The following is a 12,805-nucleotide window of genomic DNA, read 5'->3' on the forward strand; positions in this document are numbered from 1 at the left end:
TTCTTAAGAGTTTTAATCGAGTTCTACTTTATTTTTTGAATGGTATTCAAAGTACTTTCAACAAGCACTTTTAAACCATTAAAGTCTTGTGCATTCAGAATTTCTTTGGAGATGAGTTTAGACCCCATTCCAACACAGGTAACGCCTGCATCGAACCAACCTTTTAAATTTTCTTCATCAGTGCTTACCCCACCGGTCGGCATAATGCTTGTCCATGGTTGTGGACCTTTTATTGCTTTTACAAATCCGGGACCGTAGGTAGAACCAGGAAAAAGTTTCACCACTTCACAACCGAGCTCTTCGGCAGCATTAATTTCAGTGAGAGATCCACAGCCAGGTGACCATAATACTTTTCTACGATTGCAGACCTTAGCGATATCTTCCCTTAAAGATGGGGTTACAATGAAGTTTGCGCCCATCTGCATGAACATTGAAGCTGCACCTGCATCGGTTATCGAACCTACACCCATAATCATACCCGGAAGTTCTTTTACTGCGTATTTGTTCAGTTCCAAAAATACCTCATAAGCAAAATCACCTCTGGCCGTAAATTCCATTAATCGTGCACCGCCATCAAAACAGGCTTTAAGCACCTTCTTTCCCAATGCTATATCAGGATGGTAAAAGAGAGGCACCATGCCTGTATCTTTCATCGAATTTACTACTTCAATTCTTGAATATTGTGCCATAATCAGCTACGCTCTATTTAAAATCTTATTAAAATCATATTTCTCAGGATGGTCTAGATATGCTTTTGCACGGTCATAGTCCGATTCGGTCAAGTAATTCAAATTTTGAAAGCAGAGTCTAGCAAATTCCGAATTGATATCTACTAATCTAGGTTCAATTTTACCTTCTTCATTTTGAAGATCGGTCAAGAAAAGTGGGGTTACCTCTCCACGTGAATTCGCGGTTACTATACATCCACTTAACCCCTCATCAAATAATTTCTTGACCCCGATACCGAGCAGGGTACATAAGGTCAGATCAAAACCGATGGGCCGGCAACAACGCAATTCATAACCCAATTCGACCGGTCTACTTTTAATCGTTATACCCAATTCTTTTAAACGTGCCTGAACCAGTACATTAAAAATATGTGACTTGCTCACATTACCCAATTCTGGGTGACCATGATCATCATAGGTAAAATTGATACCACAATTATCAAGTTCCGATTTCGGCATAATATGAAACACCCCTTCACTGACCAAGGCAACACCGTATTTGACATTCTCAATTTTTCGTTTTACCATCGACGAGATAATCAAACGAACTACCTTGTCGAAAGTAATATTGGTCTTGTCAAACATCTCAGGTATAACCATCATTGGAAAATGACAACTAGTGGCGATACCGAATGCCAAATGGCCCGCCGATCTACCCATAGTAGACATAACGAACCAGTTATTACTGGTTCGGGCATCTTCATACGTAGTATTGCCTATGCGCACCCCTTCATCTTTTGCCGAATGAAAACCGAACGTGGGGTTTCTATCTGGTAACGGAAGGTCATTATCGATAGTTTTGGGAACATGAATATTTGCTATGGCAATATTCTCTTTAGCTAGATAGGCCGTAATTCTATTGGCTGAAGAAGCAGTATCATCGCCACCGATACTTACCATTAACTTGACATTATTATCTAAGAACAAACGAGTATTCAACTTTTCGTTCTTAGGCTTAAAGCGGCTCATAATCAAAGTAGAGCCCCCGCGACTAAAAATACGATCCGCATGAGCGAAATCGAACTCTTTAATTTGTGGTTCTTCTGAAAAAATACCCTTAAAACCTTCATGTAGACCCAGTACACGATAACCGTCTTTTAAAAAAATTTTGGCTACGGTACTTATAACCGCGTTGATACCGGGGGCTGGGCCCCCACCACAGAAAATTAATATAGATTTTTTCGAACTCATGGCGTTTTATCTCGCTACCCTTCCAGAGGCATCTCCACTCATTAACTTTTCAACCTCAGCTACTGTAGCCAAGTTGGCGTCACCTTTAATGGTATGCTTAAGGCACGAGGCGGCCACTGCGAAGTTTAAAGCATTCTGATCGTCTTCAGGATACTTCAACAACCCATAAATCAATCCGCCCATAAACGAGTCGCCTCCCCCTACACGGTCAACGATATCTGTTATCTGATATTGGGGAGATTCGTACATGTTCTCACCATCGTATAGCACACCGGCCCAGGTATTATGAGAGGCACTAATAGAACCTCTCAACGTTGTGATCACTTTTTTGGCCTTCGGGAATTTCTTCATCATCTGTTTACACACCGAAAGAAAAGCCTCCGCTTTTACATCGTGACCATGTTTATGAACATCTAGACCTTCGGGATGAATGCCAAAATGCTTTTCAGCATCTTCTTCATTACCCAAAACAATATCGCAATATGCTGTAAGCTCGGTCATAATCGCTTCTCGGTCACCACCATAATTCCAAAGTTTGGCTCGATAGTTCAAGTCCGTAGAAATTGTGATTCCTCTCTCGCTGGCAGCTTTTACGGCTTCAAGACAAGCATCTGCCGCACCTTGTGAAATGGCAGGCGTAATACCCGTCCAGTGAAACCACTCAACTCCCTCAAAAACATTGTCCCAATCGACCATTCCCTTTTCAATTTCCGCCATTGCGGAATGGGCTCTGTCATAGACTACTTTACTTCCTCTCGAAACGGCCCCGGTCTCCAAGAAATATATTCCTAGACGGTCGCCTCCATAGATAATCTTATCGACACCTACGCCTCTTTTTCGCATTTCCATCATGGCACATTCGCCAATATCATTCTTTGGCAAACGCGTCACAAAATCTACGGGAACACCATAATTGGCAAGCGATACGGCTACATTCGACTCTCCTCCTCCATATATAACATCAAAAGAATTGGACTGAGAAAATCTTAAAAATCCCTGAGGAGCCAACCTCAACATTATCTCACCGAAGGTTACTACTTTTTTCATTTCAAATGGTATTGCTCTATTATTGTTCGTTAGTTGGTACTATTTAGATACCTAAAGCTTGACCTCCGCCAATCTGAATAGTTTCAGCTGTAATAAACTTTGCATCGCTACTCGCTAAAAAAGATACCACACCGGCTACATCTTCGGGTTGACCTAATCTGCCTAGCATGATGCTATTTGCCCAAGAAGCGAAAACTTCTGGTTTCGTCGCTTTGATCTGAGCGTGAAAAGGGGTGTCAATCGTACCGGGAGATACCGCATTTACCCTAATACCGTACTCCGCCAAATCTTTTGCCAAAGCTTTGGTAATGGTATGAACACCGGCTTTAGATGTTCCATAGATTCCTGCTCCAGGCCCACCGGCTGTCCAAGCTGCGTTTGAAGTATAATTGATGATAGAGGCATCTTCTCCCTTTTTAAGGAAAGGAATTGCCGCTCTTGACGCAAAAAATGTCGAGTCGAGGTTTAATGCCATTACGGATCGATAAAATTCGGTAGTCATTTCCTCGAATCTTGATCTTCCTCCTAGACCACCTGCATTGTTAACAAGGGTATCTATTTTACCATATTTCTCGCCGATTGCCTTTATATTCTTGGTAACGGCTTCTTCATTGGTAACATCAAAACCATAATATTCGGCAGTTATACCTGCATCAGTAAGTTCTTTTACTCTCTCCGCACCTGCTTTATCATCTATGCCATTAAGAATAACGGTGTACCCATCTTTTCCTAATCTTTTCGCTACGGCAAACCCAATACCACCGGTCGCTCCTGTTATCACTGCTACTTTTGCTTTCATCTTACTATTATTAATGTTTATTATCTTATTTATACTGATTCAATTTCTACTGGTCGTATTCTTTTAATTAAAGCGTAAATCGACAACACCGCCAATGGAGACAATACTGCAATCACAATAAATGCCGGAGTGTACGATACGGATGCTATCATTGGAATCAATGAATTCATAATGATAACAGAGACGGCAGCGACCGTACCGGCCAAGCCCGCCAATGTGCCTACCGATGGCCCACGAAAGAGGTCACTTGAAATCGTCTGAATATTGCCGATGGCAAATTGGAAGCCAAACAGCACGATGGCGACGATATAGATAAAAGTCATTGGGTTATTTTCGGTCACCAAGAAAATTATTCCCAGTAAGCCTGAGAAAATCAATGCCCCGCCAATGGTTATCGTAATCTTTCTTGCAGCATCTACTGTTTTTGTCTCCATTAATTTACCGCTGTACCAACCACCGATGATACTACCTGCCATACCGCCCAAGTACGATATCCAAATTGTAGATCCGATTTCTTCTATACTAAAACCGAATTTAGAGTTTAGGTAAAGTGGCATCCACCCCACAAAAAGCCACCATATCGGTTCTATAAAAAAGCGGGACATGAGTACGCCCCACGATTCTTTGTAACTCAAAATTTTTGCTACGGAAAGCCCTTTCTCTTTATCTTCGATTGTTGGATCCAAGACTATTTTATCTGCAAGGATCAATTTCTGCTCTTCTTCCGTTATCCATGGATGCCTTTCTGGTTTTGCTTTATTAATGAACAACCACGGAATTACCCAAAGCAAACCGATAGCACCAATAATTATAAAGGTGGAGCGCCACCCGAAGTGACTGTATAAATAGGCAATCAAAACAGGTGCGATAACACTACCCAATGATGCGCCCGCATTAAAAATACCTTGGGCGATAGCCCTTTGCTTGACCGGAAACCATTCCCCATTACTTTTTACCGCTCCTGGCCAGTTACCCGCTTCTCCCAGACCCAACATAGCCCTAAAAAGCGTTAACGAAACAAGACCTCTAGCAAAAGCATGTAGTACCGACGCCACCGACCATACCACTATCGAAACGACAAAACCCATACGCGTACCTATCATATCGTACAGCTTACCCGATAGAAACTTACCGGCCGCATAGGTAATCATGAAGACGTTTAGCATGATGGCGTAGTCTCCCTCATCCATACCCAAATCTTTGCCCATTTCGGGCCACATAACACCGAATGCGGTACGATCTATATAATTAATGACCGTTGCCAAACATATTAGGGCAATAACGTACCATCTAAGTCCTTTAACCTTCATTTTGAACCTTTTATATTAATTCTTTGTGCTATAATCAAGACAATAGTCGCCTTGCCCCGTATATGGAGTGTTCTACGGGCAAAGCCCGTTAAATCAATTACTCAAATGCTTTTTCGTATGGAACGGCAACACCTATGAGACAAGCATCGCCACGGTCAGATAAGATTTAAGTATTATTTCCCTTCAGTTAAATATTCGTAAAAGACAGACCGTGCACTTCTATCCTTTATTCACAACATTTCTATTCTCACCATAAATGTAATCGTACAACTTAGTGAAATGAGACTTCATTTTTTCTTTGGCCATTTGTGGGTTTTGGTCCCTTATAGCATTGTAAATATCTTCGTGTTTTCTTATTTGAGCCAGGGCCACATCGCCTTGACATACCTTATCCTCTTCATAAGCCACAATAATTTCTGGGGTAATCAGCAACATCAGCGCATTCATAGTACTGTTCTTACATGCCGAGGCAATCGCCAAGTGAAACAATAAATCTTCCTCTACACAGGCTTCACCACTAACCATTTTAATCTTATAGGCATCCAAGGTTTCTTTGATTCTTTGTAAATCTTCCTCGGTACGACGTAAAGCCGCCATTTTTACAATTTTAAGCTCAAGTAAAATTCTGGTCTCTACCAACGATTTAAAGTCTTGCTCTGCCAGACCCAAAATATCTTCGATCATACCGTTCATGGCAATTTGGCCAATCTCAGCGATAAAGGTGCCACTTTGGGGCTTACTATATAGAATACCGTAAAACTCCAATTTCTGTAGAGCTGAGCGAACATTACTTCTACTTACTTCGAATTTTTCGGCTAGAACCCGTTCTGCTGGAAGTTTGTCTCCCGGTTCTAGATTCTTATAATTGATCAAATCACGAATTTTGGAAATAATATCGTTTTGAATTTCCCTGTTCTCATTCTTTGTCAATAATTCTAATTTCATAAATGCCAAATTAAATTCAGAAATTGGTTAACCAGTTTGGTTTGTTAAAATTATAAAAAAACACCTAGCTAAAAAAGTATTATTCAATTAATACATCGCAAATTTTCAGCCTATTTTTTAAGGATTTAGAAAATCTACCGATCTTTTGAAAATCGGTAGACCTCTTCCAAAAAAACTAACTCAAACAACTTCTCTTTGCATCACGTATTTTACTATTATTTCTACTCAAATAATTATCAAAAACCATAAACTCTCTATAGAACCTAATAACCAGGATTCTGTGTTAAATTCGGGTTTATGATTATCTCAGATTGAGGAATCGGAAATAGGTAATCTTTCGCCGGGTCAAAAGACTTCGGACCTGGACCGACTCCAGATTCTGTAGACACCTCTGATTCTAAACCATTAGGGCCGAACACTTCATCACCTAATTTTCTTCTGGCAATATCATACCATCTCTTCATCTCATAAGCAAATTCTAACCTACGCTCATCTAAAATTCTAGTTCTAAACTGATCTTGAGACAAGCCAACAAAATCTTCAGGAAATTCACTTGGCGTATTTCCATTGGAAATTCCACCAGCTCTAGCCCTAGCCATTACTCGATTGGCCCAAGCTTCGGCATCAGCCATATTGCCCAATTCGTTTGCCGCTTCAGCCCCTATCATTAAAACCTCGGCATAGCGCATCATCATATAATTAGAATGTGATGATCTACCATTACCATCTTGTTGAGGTAATTTACTTGCCATTCGGGTATATTTGGCAACATGAGGTCGGTTTACAGCAGTACCATCTCCATCGGTGAATATGGTATAGGGTACAACCACACCATTGTGTACGGCAGTAGAATCAAAAGTAACCGCTCTTCTATAATCTTTATGATCCCAAGTGGTATACACTTTAAGAGCAGGCACCTCTACAGACCAGCCACCGCCCATATCATACTGTTCATCAGATCGAATACCCGTGAATGCCGCTTGATAGTCTCTACCTTGATCTCCATCTGATGTACCGGTATAATCCAGAACAAAAATCGGCTCTAAAGATTCATCGATTTTAATAGCATCATACAAATCTTGAAAATCTGGCTCTAAGCCTAAATTATAGGTGCCCTCATTATCAATAATCTCTTTAGCTTCATCATAAGAATTCTGCCACTCCTCTAAAGTTAGGTATACCAAGGCCAAATAGGCGCTAGCAGCCGACTTCGCAGGTATGGCCCTGGAAGGTTGGGTATTGGGCAGATTTTCTTTTGCAAATTCTAAATCTGCTATGATATTTTCATAAACGGTAGCCGCAGGGGTTCTAGGTGCAACAACCGCTTCAGACAATACAGTGGTATCGTCTAAGTAAGGAATGTCGCCAAATTGTCTTACCAAATGAAAATAAGCGAATGCCCTGGCAAAACGCGCTCTAGCAATAACCTCATTCTTTTCCGTTTCGTCGCCTTCGGTCAATAATTTACCTGCGGCTACGGCCTCATTGGCAGCACCGATAATTTGATAAACCTTTGGCCAATAAACATTACTACCGCCTGCAATTAAGCCATTATCGGCTTGAACGGTGAAATTGTCATGATCAATTCGCTCTTGAGCCCCGGTTCTACCTATGGCCATCATGTCGCTACGGAACATAAGAGCCTGTGTCATTTCCCTAGACATAAAGTTTCTATGTACCATATGTGCATATGCACCGCTCGTAAAGCCTTCTACCTGTTCTAAGCTTAAAGAGTTGAAATAGCTAGAGGGACTTAATTCCGTAATCGGGTCTTCTTCTAAATCTGAGCATCCTATGATTGAGACCCCCATCAACAATAGGGTTAAAATTTTGTATGTCTTCATGATGTTTTCTTTTTAATTGCAATTAAAATTTTAAGCTGAGTGCGAAGTTGACAGATTTGATTGTTGGATAATTTCCGAAATCATGCCCCTGCACAACATTGGCGGATCCCGTATCTCCACCACCACTTCCGAAATAGCTTACTTCGGGATCAAGACCGGTATACTTTGTAAACGTTAGCAAATTCTGTGCACTGATAGATAGTCTAAGGTTATCTACTCCGATCTTCTCAATTATATCGGAAGGAAAAGTATAGCCTAAAGCTATGTTCTTAAGCCTTACATAACTACCGTCTTCAATGAATCGAGAAGATATTTCTCTATCCCTGATTTTATTGGAAGGTATATTTGAATCTGTATTAGTGGGAGACCAAGCATCGAAAACATCTGTAATCGAGTTTGAATCACCATTAAATAACTGCACGTTGGTAAGGTTTATAATTTCACCACCCTGAGAGCCTTGAAAAAAGATATTTAAATCTAAGTTTTTATATCTGAAATTATTTGTGAAACCAAAAGTGAAGTCAGGGTTAGGGTCTCCAATAATTTTTTGATCACCCGTATCAATTTCACCACTACCGTCTACATCGGTAAACAACGGGTCGCCAGCTTCAGCAAAACCACCTTTAAGCGCCGTACCCGCAGGCAAATCACCTCCTTGGTAAACTCCTTGATATTCAAGCCCCCAGAAAAGACCGATAGCCTCACCTTCTCTTAAAATATAAGTGTCTTTACCTGCAAAATAACCTGGAGCAGCACTATCGATTATATCACCGTTATTAAGTTTAACAACTTCATTTTTGTTAGTAGCAAGATTGAAATCGGTCGTCCAACTGAAATTTTCTTTACTTACGTTTCTGGTACTTAAAGTAATTTCAAAACCTTTATTATTAATCTCCCCTACGTTAGAGAAAACCTCTAAATCTACTGCCCCACTATAGGCGGGAGATGTTGCGGTTTCGAGCAATAAATCTTTAGTATCAATATTGTAATAATCTAGTGAAAGTGCAATTCTATTATTGATCAGACCTAAATCAAGACCTAGATTAGTCTGATATGACGATTCCCATTTTAAATCTGGATTAGCTTCTTGAGAAACTGAAACAGTTGGGTCTGACTCTATAGCCGTTGCCGGAGTAACAGCCAGTTCGGCCAATGATTGATAAGGAGATATCGCTTGATTACCCGTAACCCCATAACTAGCTCTTAATTTTAAGTTGGAAATGGTCTCACTGTCCTTCAAAAAGTTTTCGTTCGATATCTTCCAACCAATAGCACCAGAAGGGAAAATTGCATATTTCTCATTTTCGGCGAAGTTCGATGCACCATCTCTTCTTACGGTAGCGGTCAATAAATATTTATCGCCGTAATCATAATTCAACCTACCAAATTGAGATTGAATTTCAGATTCAGAAATTGATGAGGTAACCCTACGGGTTTGAACTTGACCAGCGGCTAAATTATAAAAAAGGAAGTCGTCGGAAAGCAGTTCCTGAGTTAGTGCTGAAAATCGTATCGTATTTGTCTTTTGATAAGAGTAACCTCCTAATAAAGTTAAATTACCCTTACCTAACTCTGCGTTGTAAGTTAAATAATTTTCACTCAAAAGGTTGGTACTTCTTCTGTTCGCCAAACTTGCAAAACCAGTGGAAAGCTGAAAAGTTTGTGGCTTGAAAGCACCTACAGTCTCGTTAACCGTACTATAACCAAAGGTAGTTTTAAAGCTTAGGTTGTCTAATATATCGTAATTCGCATAAAGGTTGGTTCTGTAATTATCCGTCTTAGTTTCATTGACCAATTCGTTGGCCACCGCAAATGGATTTTCTACACCATCTCCAACAGAATTTTGTGTAAAATTACCATCGTCGTCATATATACCCCTATCCGGAGTGAATCTAAAGGCAAGTGAAATAACATCATCACCACCACCATTGGCAGTTTCGCCCGTAGACTGTGTAAGCACACCATTTTTGGTACCTCTACTACCAAAAAGGTTCATACCCAATTTTAGCTTATCGGTAACTTGTGCATCTATGTTAGACAAGAAAGTTAATTTTTCAAAATCGGAGTTGGTTACAATACCATCTTGTTTAAAGTAGTTTGCCGAGGCATAAAAATTTATGTTCTCACTACCCCCTGAGAAAGAAAATTGGTGATTGGCCGTACTACCTGAGTTGTATATTACATCTTGCCAATCGGTGTTTTCCGGCCCCTGAACATAGGCAGGGTTGATAATTTGTTGATATCTGGCAAATTCATCTGCATTCAACAAATCTAGCCTGTTCGCCGTATTTTGAATAGAATATGCGGTATTGACCTCTACTGAAATTTTACCGGTTCTACCTTTTTTGGTAGTCACTAATACAACCCCACCAGAACCTCTAGAACCGTAAATTGCGGTTGCCGAAGCATCCTTCAAGACTTCTATAGATTCAATATCATTTGGTTGCGGCATCGTTGCGCCGACAAAACCATCAACTACAATGAGCGGACCACTATTTGCCCCAATAGATGTGTTACCCCTTACCTTAATTGCAATAGGAGCACCGGGTTCACCACCATTGTTAGACTGAACAACGACCCCCGCCGCACGGCCCTGAAGGGCTTGCTCGGCGCTTGCCAATGGAAATGCAGTCAATTCTTCAGATTTTACCGAAGAAACAGAGCCTGTAATATCGCTTTTTTTCTGAGATCCGTAACCCACTACAACTACCTCGTCTAGCTGGCTTGCATCTTCTGCGAGTATCACATCGAGAGTTTGCTGATTATCAATAGTAATACTCTTGCTCGAATAGCCCAACGAAGAAAATTCTAAAACATCCCCTGCATTTACATTGATGGAAAAATTGCCATCAAAATCTGTTGAAGTACCCGTAGTAGTATTCTGAATAACGACATTGACACCCGGTATCGGTACATTAGTCTCGTCGTTTACCGTACCGGTCAATGTATAACCGTCTTGTGCAAATAATGATATGCTGAGCAACAGCATCATCGTTAGTGTTAATCTAGTTTTTAAATTCATTTGTGTTAAATTAAGTTTGTTGAATCGAAATCACCTAAGCTCGTTTCAAGCCCGATGAATAAATGTGATTTGAGAATCACATCAAAATCTTCAATTTACTAACCACACTTTTTCAGTTGAGTTGAATGAAAAACCCTATTTTTGCAGGAAATGTGTTTATAGTAATATGTACATGTTTAGAGTATTACTTCCCTTCAGAATGAAGTAATCATTTTAAAAAGGATGGGCGTGCACCCGTCCTTTTTTTATTTTTCGCATTTAGCATTCCATCTTAATATTGTTTAGTTAGTACCATTCTTGAGTCCGCCTTATTGGTTTTCCATACTGGTTAACCAATTTGGTTTACCAAATATATACTAATTAAATCTTAATAGAAAATTAAATTCAAATAAATTTTAAGGTATTTTTAGCAAATTGAAAATTTTAACATTCTCAAACCTCGTAAATTCACAATCAGCTTGCTTAAATCTAAGAAAACAACAGTTCGATACCGAAATTCACCATAATGAGAGCTGTTTCGAAAACGACACAAATATGTGTAGAAAGTAATAAAGCCTCTTTCCTGCAACAGTTTAAATTTCTCGAAAGGTTTAATCGGCATCCGTCTTACTTAATCAGAACCTATGCTACTTCAAAAGCCTACATATTATATACACCGCCATTAATATCGAGTGTAGCTCCGGTAATAAAGCCATTATACTCAGATGCCAAGTATAAAACAGCCCTTGCCACATCATCTGCATTGCCCGCCCGTTGAATTGGAATACCAGAAACAGTCGCAGTAGCAGACTCTTTTGTAGTGTGCGTGTCGTGAAATGAAGTACCTAAAATTAGACCTGGTGCGACAGCATTCACTCGTATTCCTTCCGAACCCAATTCAGAGGAAAGTGCTCTAGTAAATGTTAATATAGCCCCCTTACTGGTAGAATAGGCAAGCGAACCTGAATGACCACCTTTTCGCCCAGCGAGCGATGCTAAATTCACAATACTGCTGTTCTCATTTTTTGATAGATGAGTAGAGGCGGCTCTGGTAACATACATCATAGAGGTTAAGTTAATATCCATAACTCTGTGCCAGAATTCCGGTTCTATTTCATTAAGTTTTTTGCGGGCAATAAGTGATCCCGCATTATTGATCAAAATATCTAAACCTCCAAACGCATCCACAGCTTGTTGAACTATTGCATTCGCATCTGCTTCTTTAGTTAAATCAGCACTTATAGCAATGGCTTTTTGCCCTTTGGCGGCAGCGTACTCCGTTAATTGGTTTGCAGTATCTTTACTTGAAAAATAGTGTATGGCTACATTAGCCCCGCTATCAATAAAGTGCTTAGTGATAGCTTCGCCAATTCCTTGGGCACCTGCAGTGACAATCACGTTCTTTCCTGATATTTTGTTGTTCATCAAATACCCTTAACAGTTATTTCTACAGATGAATACCTAAATTAATATTCGCTTAATAATATTCTCAGTTTACCTATATTCAAGCTACAGAACAAAAATTGTCCGTCCGGTAATTTACCAGTATTTTAATTACTTATCTCCAAAATAAGATACCTCTCCCCCACTTAAAAAGTCTTCTCTCACAGGACTAAAAGTGTCTATTAATATACCTTCTTCCAAACAGACTGCACTGTGCAATAAATTAGGTTCAATGTATACTCCATCTCCTGCTTCCACGATTTGCTTTACACCATCAATTTCAAATTCAAATTTACCCGCAACACAATAGGTTGCTTGCGTATGAAAATGCTGGTGTGGCGTGCCCAATGCACCTTTTTCGAATTTCACTTTCACCATCATAATCTGGTTATCATAACCCAAGAATTTTCTGGATACTCCCCCCCCAAGGGCCTCCCATTCCATCTCTTTAGTAATGATGTATTTTTCACTAAATCTATTCATGTTGATCTATTTTA

At 40.0% G+C, this 12,805-nt stretch carries 10 protein-coding genes; all 10 read right to left on the minus strand.

Annotated elements, in window-relative coordinates; translation table 11 throughout:
* Positions 1-23: 23 nt before the first annotated feature.
* Complete coding sequence (locus tag IV512_RS15270) at positions 24-689, minus strand: bifunctional 4-hydroxy-2-oxoglutarate aldolase/2-dehydro-3-deoxy-phosphogluconate aldolase (protein ID WP_209404882.1); 666 nt, start codon at positions 687-689, stop codon at positions 24-26.
* Between the two features lie 6 nt (positions 690-695).
* Entirely contained in the window at positions 696-1,919 is a 1,224-nt protein-coding gene (locus IV512_RS15275; protein WP_209404884.1) for a 6-phosphofructokinase, read from the minus strand.
* Positions 1,920-1,925: 6 nt separating this feature from the next.
* Positions 1,926-2,966 carry a sugar kinase gene (locus IV512_RS15280; RefSeq protein ID WP_100869814.1) on the minus strand — a complete coding sequence of 347 codons (1,041 nt, stop codon included), beginning with the start codon at positions 2,964-2,966 and terminating at the stop codon, positions 1,926-1,928.
* A gap of 43 nt (positions 2,967-3,009) precedes the next feature.
* The gene (locus tag IV512_RS15285) at positions 3,010-3,765 is read right to left on the minus strand and encodes an SDR family NAD(P)-dependent oxidoreductase (RefSeq protein WP_209404886.1); all 756 of its coding nucleotides are present in this window, start codon (positions 3,763-3,765) and stop codon (positions 3,010-3,012) included.
* 29 nt (positions 3,766-3,794) lie between these two features.
* Positions 3,795-5,075, minus strand: a complete 1,281-nt coding sequence (locus IV512_RS15290) for an MFS transporter (protein ID WP_209404888.1) — start codon at positions 5,073-5,075, stop codon at positions 3,795-3,797.
* A gap of 219 nt (positions 5,076-5,294) precedes the next feature.
* Complete coding sequence (locus tag IV512_RS15295) at positions 5,295-6,020, minus strand: FadR/GntR family transcriptional regulator (protein ID WP_209404889.1); 726 nt, start codon at positions 6,018-6,020, stop codon at positions 5,295-5,297.
* Between the two features lie 263 nt (positions 6,021-6,283).
* On the minus strand, positions 6,284-7,864 hold the full coding sequence (locus tag IV512_RS15300; RefSeq protein WP_209404891.1) for a RagB/SusD family nutrient uptake outer membrane protein: 1,581 nt from the start codon (positions 7,862-7,864) through the stop codon (positions 6,284-6,286).
* Between the two features lie 22 nt (positions 7,865-7,886).
* Complete coding sequence (locus tag IV512_RS15305) at positions 7,887-10,886, minus strand: TonB-dependent receptor (protein ID WP_245224852.1); 3,000 nt, start codon at positions 10,884-10,886, stop codon at positions 7,887-7,889.
* A 639-nt stretch (positions 10,887-11,525) separates the two neighbouring features.
* A complete protein-coding gene (locus IV512_RS15310) occupies positions 11,526-12,290 on the minus strand; it encodes an SDR family NAD(P)-dependent oxidoreductase (protein WP_209404893.1) in 765 nt (254 codons plus the stop codon).
* A gap of 129 nt (positions 12,291-12,419) precedes the next feature.
* Positions 12,420-12,791, minus strand: a complete 372-nt coding sequence (locus IV512_RS15315; RefSeq protein ID WP_209404894.1) for a cupin domain-containing protein — start codon at positions 12,789-12,791, stop codon at positions 12,420-12,422.
* Between the last annotated feature and the right edge of the window lie 14 nt (positions 12,792-12,805).

This window comes from Pseudozobellia sp. WGM2, from assembly GCF_017810075.1.
Classification (GTDB): domain Bacteria; phylum Bacteroidota; class Bacteroidia; order Flavobacteriales; family Flavobacteriaceae; genus JADNYK01.

Excerpts from the sequence above, each read along its gene's own strand:
- IV512_RS15270 (WP_209404882.1), bottom strand. The coding sequence starts at position 689 with ATGGCACAATATTCAAGAATTGAAGTAGTAAATTCGATGAAAGATACA.
- IV512_RS15275 (WP_209404884.1), bottom strand. The coding sequence starts at position 1,919 with ATGAGTTCGAAAAAATCTATATTAATTTTCTGTGGTGGGGGCCCAGCC.
- IV512_RS15280 (WP_100869814.1), bottom strand. The coding sequence starts at position 2,966 with ATGAAAAAAGTAGTAACCTTCGGTGAGATAATGTTGAGGTTGGCTCCT.
- IV512_RS15285 (WP_209404886.1), bottom strand. The coding sequence starts at position 3,765 with ATGAAAGCAAAAGTAGCAGTGATAACAGGAGCGACCGGTGGTATTGGG.
- IV512_RS15290 (WP_209404888.1), bottom strand. The coding sequence starts at position 5,075 with ATGAAGGTTAAAGGACTTAGATGGTACGTTATTGCCCTAATATGTTTG.
- IV512_RS15295 (WP_209404889.1), bottom strand. The coding sequence starts at position 6,020 with ATGAAATTAGAATTATTGACAAAGAATGAGAACAGGGAAATTCAAAAC.
- IV512_RS15300 (WP_209404891.1), bottom strand. The coding sequence starts at position 7,864 with ATGAAGACATACAAAATTTTAACCCTATTGTTGATGGGGGTCTCAATC.
- IV512_RS15305 (WP_245224852.1), bottom strand. The coding sequence starts at position 10,886 with ATGAATTTAAAAACTAGATTAACACTAACGATGATGCTGTTGCTCAGC.
- IV512_RS15310 (WP_209404893.1), bottom strand. The coding sequence starts at position 12,290 with ATGAACAACAAAATATCAGGAAAGAACGTGATTGTCACTGCAGGTGCC.
- IV512_RS15315 (WP_209404894.1), bottom strand. The coding sequence starts at position 12,791 with ATGAATAGATTTAGTGAAAAATACATCATTACTAAAGAGATGGAATGG.